12 protein-coding genes and 1 pseudogene are annotated in these 14,025 nt (G+C 73.8%); 8 read left to right on the top strand and 5 right to left on the bottom strand.

Features of this window, described 5'->3' with window-relative positions:
- The 3 genes from ABZ914_RS32375 to ABZ914_RS32365 all read left to right on the top strand — a co-directional run.
- A partial coding sequence (locus tag ABZ914_RS32375; protein ID WP_500197882.1) for a protoporphyrinogen/coproporphyrinogen oxidase occupies positions 1–642 on the top strand: 642 nt, incomplete at its 5' end.
- Positions 593–1,297, top strand: a complete 705-nt coding sequence (gene hemQ / locus ABZ914_RS32370; protein ID WP_190857406.1) for a hydrogen peroxide-dependent heme synthase — start codon at positions 593–595, stop codon at positions 1,295–1,297. The genes ABZ914_RS32375 and hemQ, both read left to right, overlap by 50 nt.
- 89 nt (positions 1,298–1,386) lie before the next feature.
- Positions 1,387–1,980, top strand: a complete 594-nt coding sequence (locus ABZ914_RS32365; protein ID WP_500197880.1) for a hypothetical protein — start codon at positions 1,387–1,389, stop codon at positions 1,978–1,980.
- 26 nt (positions 1,981–2,006) lie between these two features.
- Here ABZ914_RS32365 and ABZ914_RS32360 read toward each other — a convergent pair.
- Both ABZ914_RS32360 and msrB read right to left on the bottom strand, forming a co-directional pair.
- A pseudogene (locus ABZ914_RS32360) lies at positions 2,007–2,585 on the bottom strand (TIGR04222 domain-containing membrane protein); the annotation flags it as partial.
- Positions 2,586–2,622: 37 nt separating this feature from the next.
- Positions 2,623–3,024 carry a peptide-methionine (R)-S-oxide reductase MsrB gene (msrB, locus tag ABZ914_RS32355; protein WP_433151264.1) on the bottom strand — a complete coding sequence of 134 codons (402 nt, stop codon included), beginning with the start codon at positions 3,022–3,024 and terminating at the stop codon, positions 2,623–2,625.
- A 64-nt stretch (positions 3,025–3,088) separates the two neighbouring features.
- Here msrB and ABZ914_RS32350 point away from each other — a divergent pair, with 64 nt between their 5' ends.
- The 3 genes from ABZ914_RS32350 to ABZ914_RS32340 all read left to right on the top strand — a co-directional run bounded on the left by ABZ914_RS32350 (position 3,089) and on the right by ABZ914_RS32340 (position 6,982).
- Positions 3,089–4,174, top strand: a complete 1,086-nt coding sequence (locus ABZ914_RS32350; RefSeq protein ID WP_500197878.1) for a DNA polymerase domain-containing protein — start codon at positions 3,089–3,091, stop codon at positions 4,172–4,174.
- A 73-nt stretch (positions 4,175–4,247) separates the two neighbouring features.
- On the top strand, positions 4,248–5,012 hold the full coding sequence (locus ABZ914_RS32345; RefSeq protein WP_500197876.1) for an MBL fold metallo-hydrolase: 765 nt from the start codon (positions 4,248–4,250) through the stop codon (positions 5,010–5,012).
- Positions 5,013–5,056: 44 nt separating this feature from the next.
- The gene (locus tag ABZ914_RS32340; RefSeq protein WP_500197875.1) at positions 5,057–6,982 is read left to right on the top strand and encodes a sensor histidine kinase; all 1,926 of its coding nucleotides are present in this window, start codon (positions 5,057–5,059) and stop codon (positions 6,980–6,982) included.
- An 82-nt stretch (positions 6,983–7,064) separates the two neighbouring features.
- Here ABZ914_RS32340 and ABZ914_RS32335 read toward each other — a convergent pair whose 3' ends face one another.
- Positions 7,065–9,038 (bottom strand): Xaa-Pro dipeptidyl-peptidase, encoded by a 1,974-nt coding sequence (locus tag ABZ914_RS32335; protein WP_500197873.1) that lies wholly within the window; start codon positions 9,036–9,038, stop codon positions 7,065–7,067.
- 222 nt (positions 9,039–9,260) lie between these two features.
- Here ABZ914_RS32335 and ABZ914_RS32330 point away from each other — a divergent pair, with 222 nt between their 5' ends.
- A complete protein-coding gene (locus ABZ914_RS32330; RefSeq protein ID WP_500197871.1) occupies positions 9,261–9,452 on the top strand; it encodes a DUF4236 domain-containing protein in 192 nt (63 codons plus the stop codon).
- On the opposite strand, the gene leuA is transcribed toward ABZ914_RS32330, so the two are convergent.
- Positions 9,449–11,134 (bottom strand): 2-isopropylmalate synthase, encoded by a 1,686-nt coding sequence (gene leuA, locus ABZ914_RS32325; protein ID WP_500197884.1) that lies wholly within the window; start codon positions 11,132–11,134, stop codon positions 9,449–9,451. The two genes, ABZ914_RS32330 and leuA, sit on opposite strands and share 4 nt — an antisense overlap.
- 354 nt (positions 11,135–11,488) lie before the next feature.
- On the opposite strand from leuA, the gene ABZ914_RS32320 reads away from it, so the two are divergent.
- Positions 11,489–12,184, top strand: a complete 696-nt coding sequence (locus ABZ914_RS32320; RefSeq protein ID WP_500197870.1) for a FadR/GntR family transcriptional regulator — start codon at positions 11,489–11,491, stop codon at positions 12,182–12,184.
- Here the strand turns inward: ABZ914_RS32320 and ABZ914_RS32315 are convergent.
- Positions 12,159–14,025: HelD family protein (locus tag ABZ914_RS32315; RefSeq protein ID WP_500197868.1), on the bottom strand; the 1,867-nt coding region annotated here is incomplete at its 5' end. The genes ABZ914_RS32320 and ABZ914_RS32315 overlap by 26 nt on opposite strands.

Below are 14,025 nucleotides of genomic sequence, written 5' to 3'. Positions count from 1 at the left end.
GCGCCCGCGTCCCGGCTGCTGGCCGACGAGGTGCCCGCCGCCGGGCGCGCGCTCGCGGGCATCGAGTCCGCGAGCATGGCGATCGTCACCCTCGTCTACCAGGCCACCGCGTTCCCCAAGCCCCTGGACGGCAGCGGATACCTCGTCCCCGGCGTGGAGAGCGACACCGAGGCGGGCGGCCGGGGCGTCAAGGCCGTCACCTTCAGCTCGGTAAAATGGCCGCATCTGCGCGACCGCGACCCGGGCCTCATCGCCGTCCGCTGCTCCATCGGGCGGTTCGGGGAGGAGCACGTGCTCCAGAGGCCCGACGAGGAGCTGAAGGCCGCCGCGATGGCGGAACTGGCCGCCACCTCCGGCGTCACCGAGCTGCCCGTCGACAGCCGGGTGACCCGCTGGGGCGGCGGCCTGCCGCAGTACAACGTGGGCCACGCCGACCGCGTGGCCGGGGTCCGCGCCGCGGTCGCCCGCCAACCGGGGCTCGCCGTCGCGGGCGCCGCCTACGACGGCCTGGGGATCCCCGCCTGCATCGCCTCGGCGAACGCGGCGGCCGACCGGGTGCTGGACCATCTGCGCAGTCGAGGAGGAACGAACGATGTCAGGGACGGAGCCGGCGGCCAGGCCGAAGGCGCGCGAACTCAATAACGTCATCCGCTACACCATGTGGTCGGTGTTCCGGGTGCGCGACACCGGCACGCTCGGCGAGCAGGACGCCGCCGAGGTGCGGGACCTGCTCGACCAGATGGCCGAGAAGGACGTCACCACCCGAGGCTCCTATGACGTGGCGGGCCTGCGCGCGGACGCCGACTACATGTTCTGGTGGCACGCGCCCAGCTCCGACGACCTCCAGGAGGTCTACACGCGGTTCCGCCGCACCGCCGTCGGCCGCGCCAGCGAGCCGGTGTGGTCGCAGATGGCGCTGCACCGCCCCGCGGAGTTCAACAAGAGCCACATCCCGGCGTTCTTGGCCGACGAGGAGCCGCGCGCGTACGTGTGCGTGTACCCGTTCGTCCGGTCCTACGAGTGGTACCTGCTGCCGGACGAGGAGCGCCGCGCCATGCTCGCCGAGCACGGCAAGATGGCGCGCGACTACCCCGACGTCCGTGCCAACACGGTGTCGGCGTTCGCGCTCGGCGACTACGAGTGGATGCTCGCGTTCGAGGCCGACGAGCTGCACCGCATCGTCGACCTGATGCGGCACCTGCGCGGCGCGCGCGCCCGGCTGCACACCCGGGAGGAGATCCCGTTCTACACCGGCCGCCGCAAGCCCCTGGCTGAACTCATAGCGAACCTCCCGTAACCGGAACATTGTGGATCTTGCCCGACGGGAACGTATAGATCCCAACGATCCGCCCAGAATCCGGACGCAACGCCAGTAAAGTGCCGCCCGTGAACGAGACTCCCGCCGGTGCCTCCCGCGGGCGGCACGCCAAGCCGCCGTCCGCGCTGTCCGCCCGCTGGAACCGCATGCTCGCGGCGGCGTCCGGGCGGCGCCGCCTCGTCGCGGCGGGCGCGGGCGGCGCGTCGCTGGCGGTCGTCGCCTCGCTCGCCGCGGTGGCGCTGACCGGCGGCGGCACCGGCACCGCGCCGAGGGCGGCCGCCGCCGCGCACACGGCCCGGTCCGCGCCGTCCTCCGCCGGAGCGACCCTCGCCGCGGCCGGCGACTCCGGCGACCCCGACGAGCTCTCCTCCGAGGCCCTGCCGTACCTGCGGTCCAAGGACCCGGGCGGCGAGATCGTCAAGCACGTCAAGGACGTGCGGCGCAGCGGGACGTTCGTCCGGGTCTACACCGACCTCGGCGAGGACGACGAGAACTCCAAGTCCGCCGTCTCCCTCTGCGAGTGGACGGTCGGCTACCTCAAGGACGGCGGCGACGACGAGCCGCGCGTGTTCGTGCACGGCAAGAGCAGCGACAACGGCAGCGTCGTCCTCGCCAACAAGCAGAGCGACTCCGACGACTGCAAGGTCCCCGACACCCCCTAGAGCCGGCTGGGGCCCCTATCGGCCGGTCAGAGGCCGTACTGGTTGTCCGAGAGATTGCTGGATTCCAGGTTCTGGTGGCCGTGCCTGCGGCCCTGGTCCAGTTTCAGCGGCTTCGGGTCCCTGGTCAGCAGGATCTCGCGGAGCCTGGCGTCCTCGACGCCGTCCGGGCCCAAGGCGGCGCAGCGTCCCGGGCCGTCCGGCGGGACGTCCTCGACGGCCCGGTTCCGCGCCGCCCGGCCGGCGCGGGTGGGGCGGAGCGCGCCGCGCAGGCCGCCCCGGACCAGCCCCGCCTCCTTGAGCGCGTCCCCGATGGCGCGGACCTCCTCCGACCCGGCGGCCCCTTGGAGGAGGTCACCCAGCAGGATGCCCGTGCCGGGGACGAGCGCCAGGAGCGCGGCCTGGACCGCGTCGTCCGCCTCCCGGTTCACGGCCTGCACGCGGTGCGTCCCCCGCGACACGCGGACGCGCCGCCCCTCGTGCAGGGCGACCAGGGCCGTCTGGGCGACCCGGACGGCGCCTCCGGTCAGGAACGCGATCTCGTAGGGCCCGTGCTCGCTCTGGTAGGGACCGTGCTCGCCCATGATGGCCTCCCGCGGGCGCGTCGTCGTCCTTAGGACGCGCGGAGCGTGCCCGCGGTTGCGGTCATTCGGCGGGTTCGAGCGTGAGCGACACCGAGTTGATGCAGTACCGGTCGTCGGTCGGGGTGGCGTAGCCCTCGCCGTGGAACACGTGGCCGAGGTGGGAGTCGCAGACGGCGCAGCGCACCTCGGTCCGCACCATGCCGAGCGAGCGGTCCTCGATCAGGGTGACCGCGTCGGAGTCGGACGGCGCGTAGAACGACGGCCAGCCGCAGTGGCTCTCGAACTTGGTCTCCGACCGGAACAGCTCCGTCCCGCAGGCGCGGCAACGGTAGACGCCGACGGTCTTGGTGTCGGTGTACTCGCCGGTGAAGGGCTTCTCGGTGCCCGCCTCGCGGAGCACGTGGAACTCCTCGGGGCTGAGCCGGGCCCGCCACTCTTCCTCGCTCTTGCGGATCTTCTCCATGCTTCGAAGGTACCCGGAGAGGCCGCTCCCGGAGACTGTCGTATCCCTGGGTTAACGTGCAGTCATGGCCTCGCCCTTCATCGAGATCCCGGTAGGGGATCGGCTCGTCAAGGTGACCAATCCCGACAAGGTCTACTTCCCCGAGCACGGCTACACCAAGCGGCAGCTCGTGGAGTACTACATCGCCGTGGGGGAGGGCATCCTGCGGGCCACCCGCGACCGGCCCACCACGCTGGAGCGCTGGCCGGCCGGCGTCTTCGAGGGCGCGAAGATGGCCACCCGGGAGGACTACGCGCGCGGCCAGGCGGGCTTCGGCGCGGGCAAGTCCGACGCGTTCTACCAGAAGCGCGTGCCCAAGGGGGCGCCCGACTGGGTGCGGACGTCCCGGATCGCCTTCCCCAGCGGGCGGTTCGCCGACGAGGTCCGGCCGACCGAGGTCGCGGTGATCGCCTGGGCGGCGAACCTCGGCACGCTGACGTTCCATCCGTGGCCCGTCCGGGACGGCGACGTCGACCATCCGGACGAGCTGCGCATCGACCTCGACCCCCAGCCCGGGACCGACTTCTCCGACGCCGTGCGGGTCGCGCTCGGCCCCGCCCGCGACCTGCTGTCCGAGCTGGACATGACGGGGTTCGTGAAGACCTCCGGCAAGGGCGGCGTGCACATCTACGTGCGGATCGAGCCGCGCTGGACGTTCACCGAGGTGCGCCGGGCGGCGCTGGCGTTCGGCCGCGAGGTGGAGCGCCGCGTCCCCGACGAGGTCACCACCCGGTGGTGGAAGGAGGAGCGGGGCGAGCAGATCTTCATCGACTTCAACCAGAACGCCCGCGACCGGACGATCGCGTCGGCCTACAGCGTCCGGCCGGCCCCGCACGCGCCCGTCTCGGCGCCGGTGACCTGGGACGAGCTGGCCGACGTCGACCCGCGCGACTTCACGATCGCCACCATGCCGGAGCGGTTCGCGAAGGTCGGCGACCTGCACGCGTCGATCGACGACGAGGCGTTCTCCCTGGACGGGCTGCTGGAGCTGGCCGACCGCGACGAGCGCGACCACGGCCTCGGCGACATGCCGTATCCGCCCAACTACCCGAAGATGCCGGGCGAGCCGAAGCGGGTGCAGCCCAGCAAGGACACCGGGAACCGGTCCTGACCCGGGAATTCCCGGGCCGCCCGCCGGCTTTCACGATCGGACGCGTGCCGACGACGATCATGAGGTGAGGGCGATGACCGAGTCCCTGACGGTCCGGTATCTGGGCGGGCCGACGGCGGTCCTGGAGACCGGCGGCCTGCGGCTGCTGGTCGACCCGACGTTCGACGCGGCCGGCGAGCATCCGGTCGGCGACCGGGCGCTGACCAAGACGATGGACGCGGTCGCCGGGCCGGACGAGGTCGGCCCGGTCGACGCGGTGCTGCTCTCGCACGACCAGCACCCCGACAACCTCGACGACGGGGGCCGCGCCTACGTGGCGCGGGCGCCGCTGACGCTGTCCACGCAGGCGGCCGCGGACCGGCTCGGCGGCACCGTCCGCGCGCTGCCGTCCTGGGAGGACGCCGAGCTGGCGCGTCCCGGCGGCGGAGTCCTGCGGATCACCGCGGTGCCCGCGCGGCACGGTCCGGACGGCAGCGAGCACCTGACCGGCCCGGTCACCGGGTTCGTGCTGACCGGCGACGGGGTGCCCACCACCTACGTGAGCGGCGACAACGCGTCCCTGGACGTGGTGCGGGAGATCGCGGCGCGGTTCGCGCCGTTCGACGTGGCGCTGCTGTTCGCCGGAGCCGCCCGCACGCCGCTGCTGGACGGCGAGCTGACGCTGGGCAGCGCCGGGGCGGCCGAGGCCGCCGCGATCCTCGGCGCCCGGCAGGTCGTCCCGCTGCACTTCGAGGGCTGGGCGCACTTCTCGCAGGGGCGCGACACCCTGGCGGGGGCCTTCGCCGGGTTCGCCGGCGGGTTCCACCTGCTCGACCCGGGGCAGCAGGTCACCCTCTAGCGATCAAACCCGGACATTGCCCAAGGTAAGGGTAGATTTCCGCCATGCAGCGTGTGGCGGCCGTCGTCCCGCGGGTGGCGCAGGCCGTCATCGCGATCGTGACGATCGGGTTCTTCTTCGGCGGGTTCGTCGGGATCATGACGTCCGGCATGCCGCCGTCCCGGCGTGTCGTGCCGCTGGTGCTGCTCGCCGCGCTGCTCGCGCTGCACCTGCGCAACTGCGTGCGGCGGGTGGACGGCGGCAGGCCCGCCGGCTGGCGGTGGACGCTGGCCGCGCAGGCCGTCCTCACGTTCGTCCCGATGATCTGGTACTCGTCGACCTGGTACGGGAACATCGGGTTCCTGTGCGGGGCGGTCCTGCTGCTCGTCCGTCCCGGACGGCTCGCGTGGGCCGGGTTCGGCGCGGTGCTCGCCGCGGACCTGCCGCTGTCGCTGGCCGAGCGCCCCACGGTCGCCGAGGCCCTGTACTTCCTCGTCGGGCAGGCCGCGTTCGTCGGCGTCGCCGTCTACGGCATGGCGCGGCTGGCCGACCTGGTGGCCGCGCTGGAGGAGACCCTCCGGGCGCTGCCCGCGGCGCGGGTCGCCCGGGAGCGGCTGGCGTTCACGCGGCGGCTCCAGGAGAACATCGGCGTCGCGCTGGCCGGGACGATCGAGCGGGGCGAGCACGCGCTCACGCTGATCGGGGAGCGCCCGGACGAGGCGCGCGACCTGCTGGACGACGGGGTGCGCGGGGCCCGCACGGCCCTCGCCACGACCCGCCGGGTCGCCCACGAGTACCTCGCCCGGCTGGACGGCCCGGCCGAGCCGGCGCGGGCGCGGACCGTCGCCGGGGACCTCACCGCCCGGACGGTCGCGGGGCTGGGCGCCGCGACGCTCGGACTGATGATCGTCCCGTATCCGCTGCGGTTCCTGGCGCGCGGCGGGCACTCCGCGTGGTCGGCGGCGCTGTTCGTGCTGCTGCTCGCCGCGTACGCCGCGCTGTACGTGTACGGGTGCCTGCGGGCGTACGGGCGTCCGCTGGGCGCCGTGCGGCGGTACGGGGTCCTGGGCGGGCTGGTCGTCCTGACGTTCGCGCCGATGCCGTTCTACGGGCCGACGACCTGGGCCGTCCTGCCGTTCCTGCCGGGCGCGGCGGCGGTGCTGCTGGGACGCCGGCTGCGGTGGCCGGCCGCCGCCCTGCTGGTCTGCCAGGACGTTCCGTTCGGCATCTGGGGCACCGCGCACTGGGGCACCGCCTACTTCGTGGTCTGGACGGCCGAACGCGCGGCCCTGGTGTACGGCCTGGCGCGGATGGCCGGGTTCACCGCGACGCTGCAGGACGCGCGTGAGGAGATGGCCGCCGCGGCGGTCGCACAGGAGCGGCTGCGGTTCTCCCGGGACCTGCACGACCTGCTCGGATACAGCCTGTCCACGGTCGTGGTGAAGAACGAGGTGGCCGCCCGCCTCGCGGCCGCCAGGCCGGACGAGGCCCGCCGCCAGCTCGCGGAGGCCCTCGGCATGTCCCGCCGGGCGCTCGCCGACATGACCGGCGTTACCAGCGGCTACCGGGACATGTCGGTCGCGGCGGAGGCGGGGGAGGCGCGGGCGACGCTCGCCGCGGTGGGCATCGAGGTCGCGCACGCGGTGGACGTCGCGGACCTGCCGGCCGACCTCGACACCGTCCTCGCGACCGTCCTGCGCGAGGGGGTCACCAACATCCTGCGGCACAGCCGCGCCACCCGCTGCTCGATCGAGGCGGCCGTCATCGACGGCGTCGCGCGGCTGCGGCTCACCAACGACGGAGTGGGCGGGCCGCCCGCCGTCCCCGCGGCGGAACGGGCGGGGCCGGGCGGCATCGGCCTGCCCAGCCTCGGCGAGCGCGTCGCGGCGCGGGGCGGCGTGCTGACGGCGGAGCGGACCGGCGACGGCTTCGTCCTCAGCGTGGAAGCGCCCCTGCCCGTGGAACGCCCGGCCGAGGCCGCGCCCCGCTGAACCCGCCGCGCGTGGGATGCGGCGAGGCCGCCGCGCCCGCGGTGCGGGTGCGGCGGCCTCACCGGTCCCGAGACGGGGCGGATCAGTACAGCGTGCGGTCCTGGCGCGGCAGGGTCACGTTGGACGGCCCGTGCCAGGCGGTCTTCGGCGCGGGGACGTCCAGGGCGCTCGCCCCGTCCTGCCCGGCGACGACCGGGAAGCGGATCGAGCTGGCCGACAGGTCGACCGTGACCGTCGCGCCGGTCGGCGTCTCGGTGTTGTTGTCGGCGTCGGTGCCGGCCAGCACCAGCGCGAGGCGGTGGCCCTTCTTGAGCATGTACTCCTGGCTGAGCGTCTGCCAGCGGATGCCGTAGTACTTACCGGGCGTCACCGGCTTCGGGTCGCTCAGGGACGAGGCGTTCTGCACGTCCAGCCAGCCGCGCCCGACCACGTTCACATCCGAGGTGACCGTGGCGACCTTGGTCTGCTTGTAGCAGGCGTCGTCGCCCGGTGCGCTCTCGCCGTGGCAGTCCTCGGTGGTCAGGGTCGTGATGCCCGAGCCGTCGCCGAGGTAGTCGACGCGGGTGTCGGTGCCGTAGTCGACGAGCAGCGCGGTCACGTTCGAGGTCGGCTTGTCGAGCTTGACCGACAGCCGCACGTCCGGGGTGCCGGACAGCCGTCCCGTCTGCTGCAGCGGGCCCGACGTGAACGCGAGCCGGAACGGCTTCGCGGTCGTCGGGTCCGACACCATGTCGCCCTCGGTGTAGCCGAGGTCCTGCGGGCCGGCGGCGTCGGTGAACGACGCGGTCGTGCCCGTCGCGGCGCGCCGGTCACCGAGCGAGCCGTCCGCGCCGGGCCGCAGGACGGTCGTCCGCGCGCCCTTCGCCGGCCAGTCCGACTGGGTGATCCACTGGTCCGGGCCCACCTCGATGTCGGCGCGCGGCTGCTTCAGCACGTCGTTGGGGACCTTCATCAGCTCGTGGTCGAACCACTTGTGCAGCGTGTTCACCCAGTCGTCGCGGCGGATGTCGAACGGGTCGACGTGGCCGCGCTGGTGCAGCCACACCTTCCGGGTGACACCGCGCTGCGCGAGCGCCTGCCACCACTGCGCGAACTGGTTGTCCTTGACGTTCAGGTCGTTGACGCCGTGGACGGCGAAGATGCTCGCGTGCACGGCGCCGACGTGCGTGACGGTCCCGCGCAGGTAGTCCGTCGTCTTCCAGTAGGCGTTGTAGTTCCCGGTCGCGTCGTCCTCGCCCTCGTCGAGACCGGCGTTGACCGCGGCGCACTTCTCGGGCGGGTCGGTGTCGACGACGTCGGCGAGGCCGGGCTGCTCGTCCGTCCAGTACTTCACGCCGTTCATGCGGCTGTAGTCGTACCAGCTGCTGATCGCGGAGATCGGGACGATCGTGTCGAGCCCCTGCACGCCCGTCGCGGCGACGCCGTTGGCGAGCGTCCCGTCGTACGACTTGCCGATCATGCCGGTGTGGCCGGTCGTCCAGGTCGCCTTGACCGGCGTGCCGTCCGCCTTGAACGCCTTGGCGCGGCCGTTGAGCCAGTCGACGACGGCCTTGCCGCCGAGGACGTCGGACGGGCCGCCGCTGACCGGGCAGCCGTCCGAGCGGGTCGTCCCGTCCATGTCCACCGCGAGGAACGCGTAGCCGCGCGGGACGAAGTAGTTGTCGTAGAACAGCGGGAACTTCACCGGGTTCCCGTTGGCGTCGTAGGTCTTCTTCTCGCTCTCGTTGCCGCGCCCGACGTTGTCGTAGTACGGGCTCTCGTCCATGATGACCGGCACCTTGAGGCCCTGCTCGGTCTCCTTGGGCCGGATGATGTCGACATTGATGCGGTCCGGCTTGCCGTCCCGGTCGCTGTCGACGCTCGACTGCACGTACACGTGCTCGCGGATCGCGTCCTTGTAGGAGAAGACCGGCTGCGTGACGCCGTCCTTCACCACGATCTTGGGGACGGTCCGGGCCATGGCCGTCGCGCCGCCGCCGGCGACGGCGACCGCCGCGCCGGTGAGCACGGCGAGCGCCGCCGTCCGCCGGGTCCGTCTCAGGGATCGCCTGGCCAACCCGCACCTCCGTATGAGCGGATGATCTCTACGGGGGCACAGGCTCCTCGCGGAGCGGCGCCGCGTAAAGGGCGCCGCTCCGGCGAACTCCGGCCGGATTTGGGCACGAATTGCTCTTGCGTCCCGGGAGCCGGACGAGAGGGACCGTCCCTAATGCGGATCCCGGACCGTCCGGACAGGGGCCGGACGTTTCCGGCCCACCGGCCGGGCATCCTGCCGATCATGGGTTGGAGTTACCGGAAATCGCTACGCATGGGGCCCTTCCGCCTCAACTTCTCGAAGAGGGGCGTCGGGCACAGCCTCGGGGTTCGCGGCGCCCGGTACAGCCGGTCGGCCGACGGGCGCCGCGAGATGACGTTCCGCATCCCCGGGACGGGCCTGTCCTGGCGGCGCCCGCTCCGGCGCCGCGACTAGCCGGCCTTGGCGCGGTTCACGGCCGACAGCACCGCCTGCACGGACGCGGTGAGGACGGACGTGTCGCGCCCGGCGCCCCAGCTCGCCACGCCGTCGACGCGGCACTCGGCGTAGGCGACCGCGGGGGAGTCGTGGCCTGATTCGGTCGCGTGCTCGGTGTACTGCAGCACGTCCACCTTCACGCCCGCGGCCGCCAGCGCGTCGGCGAGCGCCGCCAGGGGACCGTTGCCGGACCCGGTGTACTCCTCTTCGCGGCCGTCCACGCGCAGCACGCCGGTGAAGTCGTGCCGGCCGGGGCCGGTGTGGGACGTCCGCCATCCGGTGAGCGCGACCGGGCCCGCCCGGTCGACGTACTCGGCGCGGAACAGCTCCCACAGCTCGGCGGCGGTGATCTCCTCGCCGCTGCCGTCCGTCGCCTGCTGGACGACCCGCGAGAACTCGATCTGCAGGCGGCGCGGCAGCTCCAGGCCGTACCCGGTGCGCAGCAGGTACGCGATGCCGCCCTTGCCCGACTGGCTGTTCACCCGGATGACCGCCTCGTAGCCGCGCCCCACGTCGGCCGGGTCGATCGGCAGGTACGGCACCTCCCACGGCGCCCGCTCCGCCGGGACGCCCAGCTCCGCCGCCCGCGCGGCGTGGTGCGCCATCCCCTTCGAGATCGCGTCCTGGTGGGTGCCGGAGAACGCGGTGTACACCAGGTCGCCGCCGTACGGGTGCCGCTCGTGGACGGGCAGCCGGTTGCAGTGCTCCACCGTGCGCCGGATCTCGTCGATGTCGGCGAAGTCCACGCGGGGGTCGACGCCCTGCGCGTGCAGGTTCAGCGCGAGCGTGACCAGGTCGACGTTCCCGGTCCGCTCGCCGTTGCCGAACAGGCAGCCCTCGACCCGCTGCGCGCCGGCCAGCACCGCCAGCTCCGCGCACGCCACGCCCGTCCCGCGGTCGTTGTGCGGGTGCACCGACAGGATCACCGCGTCCCGCCGGGCCACGTTCCGGTGCATGAACTCGATCTGGTCGGCGTACACGTTCGGCGTCGCGATCTCCACGGTCGCCGGCAGGTTCAGCACGACCGGGCGGTCCGGGGAGGCGTCCCACAGCTCCGTGACCGCGTCGCACACCTCCAGCGCGTACTCCGGCTCGGTGAAGTTGAACGTCTCGGGCGAGAACTCGAACCGCACGCCCGGGCGGTCCCCGGCGAGCCGCGCGACGTCCGCCGCCCCGTCCAGGATCAGCCCGCGGACCCCGTCGCGGTCCTGCCGCAGCACCACGTCGCGCCACGCCGGCCCGGTGGCGGTGTACAGGTGGACGACCGCGCGCGGCATGCCCTCGATGGACGCGAAGGTCCGCTCGATCAGGTCGCGGCGCGCGGGCGTGAACACCACGGGCGTCACGTCGTCGGGGACGGCGCCCGACGTCGCCAGGTGCCGGACGAAGTCGAAGTCGGTCTGGCTCGCCGACGGGTAGCCGACCTCGATCTCCTTGAACCCCATGGTCACGAAGAGGTCGAACATGCGGCGCTTGCGGGCCGGGTCCATCGGCTCGGCCAGCGCCTGGTTGCCGTCGCGCAGGTCGACCGGCACCCACAGCGGCGCCTGCTCGATCCGCCGCGACGGCCAGGTCCGCTCGATCTCGGGGACGGGCGACGGCACCCGGTCGTGGACGGACCGGTAGCGGTGCGACGGCATGGCGCTGCCGCGCTGCGGGTTCCAGAAGGGCGCGCCGTCGGCCAGGGGGCCGGACGGGGTGCGCAGCGTGGGGAAGGCGGTCCTGGTGGGCTCGTTCATGGCGGTCTCCTCGCCGTTGCCGGACGACCGGCAGCACCGGACCCCGCGGCGGGGTGCCGGTCGGATCAGGCCCCGCCGCGGCGGCCGAGAAGAAGGGCCTGCCACGCCATGACGGTCACTCTAGCCACACCTCAGCTCCTCAGACAAGCTGAGCGGTGCGTGAGAGGCGCTAGCGTAGGACGCCCGCCCGGAAAGGAAGACCCGCGGGAAGGAAGACCCGCGGGAAGGAAGACCCCCGGAAAGGGAGACCACCGCATGCCGCTCGGCCCGCTCCGCCGCAGCCCGCTCGTCGAGCAGGCCGCCCAGCGGCTCCGCGACCAGATCACCGACGGCTCCTGGCCGGTCGGCACCCGGCTCCCCGGCGAGACCACGCTCGCCAGGGAGCTCGGCGTCGGCCGCTCCACCGTCCGCGAGGCGCTGCGCGCCCTCGCCGGCGCCGGCCTCGTCCAGGCCCGGCAGGGCGCCGGCGTCTTCGTCACCGCCACCGAACCCGACGAGGACTTCGCCGCCCGGCTCCGCCGCGCCTCCGTCACCGACGTCTACGAGATCCGGATGATGATCGAGGTCCGCGCCACCGAGCTGGCCGCCGAGCGCCGCACCGACGCCGACCTCGCCGCGCTCGACGCCGCCCTCGCCGCCCGCGACGAGGCGTTCGCCGGCCCGTCCCTGGAGGACTTCCTGGACGCCGACATCGCCCTGCACGCCGCCGTGATCGCCGCCGCGCACAACCCCGTCCTGGTCGACCTGCACGCCGAGTTCGTCCCGGTGCTGCGCGCCGGCCTCCTCGACCTGGTCGCCCTGGTCGACGTCCGGGCGTCCGACGAGGCGCACGGCCGCGCCGCGCACGCCGCCCTCGTCAAGGCGATCCGCGCCGGCGACCCCGCCGCCGCCGGCCGCGTCATCACCGCCGAGCTGACCGAGACCCTCAACCGGCTGCGAGGCTCCCGCTGAGCAGCGGCGGCAGGTCGCCGTCGTGCACGATCGTCAGGCGGCGGGTCGGGCGGGTGAGGGCCACGTAGAGGTCCTGGCCGCCCTTCGGGGACTCGGCGAGGATCCCCGCCGGGTCGACGACGATGACCGAGTCGAACTCCAGGCCCTTGGCCTCCTCCGCGGTCAGCACGACCGAGGGGGAGTCGAGGGCCTCGGGCGTGGCGCCGACCGCGGCGTCCGGCAGGACGGCGCGGACCCGCGCGTGCCGGGCCGCCGAAGTGATCACCGCGAGGCGGCCCTCCGCGCCGTCGTCGAACCCGGCCAGCTCCTCGGCGACGAGCCTGGGCAGCTCGTCGACGGGCAACTCGACCGCGCGGGGCGGCGGCCCGTCGTCGCGGACGGACTCGGGCGGCGTCTGGTCCGGGGCGACGGCCGCCAGGACCTCGGACGCGACCCGCATGATGGCGGCTGGCGTGCGGTAGTTCACCATCAGCCGCTGCTCCCGCCAGCGGCCCGGGACGTACCGGTCGAGCATCTGCCCCCAGGACGCGGCGCCCGCCGCGCTCCCGGTCTGCGCGATGTCGCCGACGACGGTCAGAGAACGGGTCGGGACGCGGCGCATCACCGTCCGCCAGGCCATCTCCGACAGCTCCTGCGCCTCGTCGACGATGACGTGGCCGTAGGCCCACTGGCGGTCGGCCATGGCGCGCTGCGCGGTGGTGAGGGGCGGGCCGCCGTCGCCGTGGCGTTCGGCCAGCTCGCTCGCGGAGATCAGGTCCTCGATGGGGATCATGTCGGTCCCGCCCGTCGTCTGCATGACCTCCGCGGCGTAGCGGGCCTCCTCGGCGCGGGCCGCGTCGGCGGCGCGGCGGCGGGCGCGCTCGGCGGAGTCGTCCTTGCCGAGCAGCTCGGCGGCCTCGTCGAGGAGCGGGACGTCCGAGACCGTCCAGGGCGCGCCGGCGGGGCGGCGCAGGAGGGCCGCTTCGGCGGGGTCGAGGCCGGCCGCAGCGGCGACGCGGTCGAGGCGCTCCGGGTCGGAGTACAGGTCGGACAGGAGCCGCTCGGGCGTCAGCTCCGGCCACAGCGCGTCGATCGCCCCGCGGACGGCGGGGTCGTGCCAGAGCGCCTCCTTGGCCAGGCGCAGGTCCGTCTCGTCCAGCAGCGGCTCGTCGGCGGACTCGTCGATCAGCTCCTGGAGCCAGCCGGGCAGCTGGCCGGACCTGGTCAGCTCGTCGAGCGGCTCGTCCATGATCCGGTCGTACTGCTCGGCCCGGTCGTAGGCGAGGGCCTCCAGCAGGTCGTGGACGAACCGCCGCCGCTGCACGTTGTGCGGCAGCCGCAGCCCGCGGGCGGCGTCCCGGACGGCCGCGCACTTCTCCGCGTCCACGCGCAGGGTGAGACCGTCGTACTCGACGCGCAGGCCGTCCGGCGGGGCGCACTGCCGGTCGGCGACGGCGGCCTCGACGAGCCGGACCATCCGCTCGGAGCCCTTCACGACGGCGACGGCGGGCTCGTCCGCCGCGGTCGCCTTCAGCCCCGGGTGCAGCTCGCCGACCGTGGCGAGGACGACGTCGGTCTCGCCGAGACCGGGGAGGACCTGCTCGATGTAGCGCAGGAACGTCGCGTTCGGGCCGACGATGAGCACGCCGCGCCGTTCCAGCACGTCGCGGTGCGTGTAGAGGAGGTAGGCGGCGCGGTGCAGCGCGGCGACGGTCTTGCCGGTGCCCGGACCGCCCTGCACGACGAGCACGCCCTGCAGCGCCGACCGGATGACCTGGTCCTGCTCCTCCTGGATGGTCGCGACCACGTCGCTCATCCGGCCCGTGCGGCCGCGGCGGAGGGTGGCCAGCAGCGCCGCCTCG

Origin of the sequence: Spirillospora sp. NPDC046719 (assembly GCF_040645715.1) — a bacterium.
Lineage (GTDB): Bacteria > Actinomycetota > Actinomycetes > Streptosporangiales > Streptosporangiaceae > Spirillospora.
This window is presented reverse-complemented; position numbering and strand designations above follow the sequence as displayed.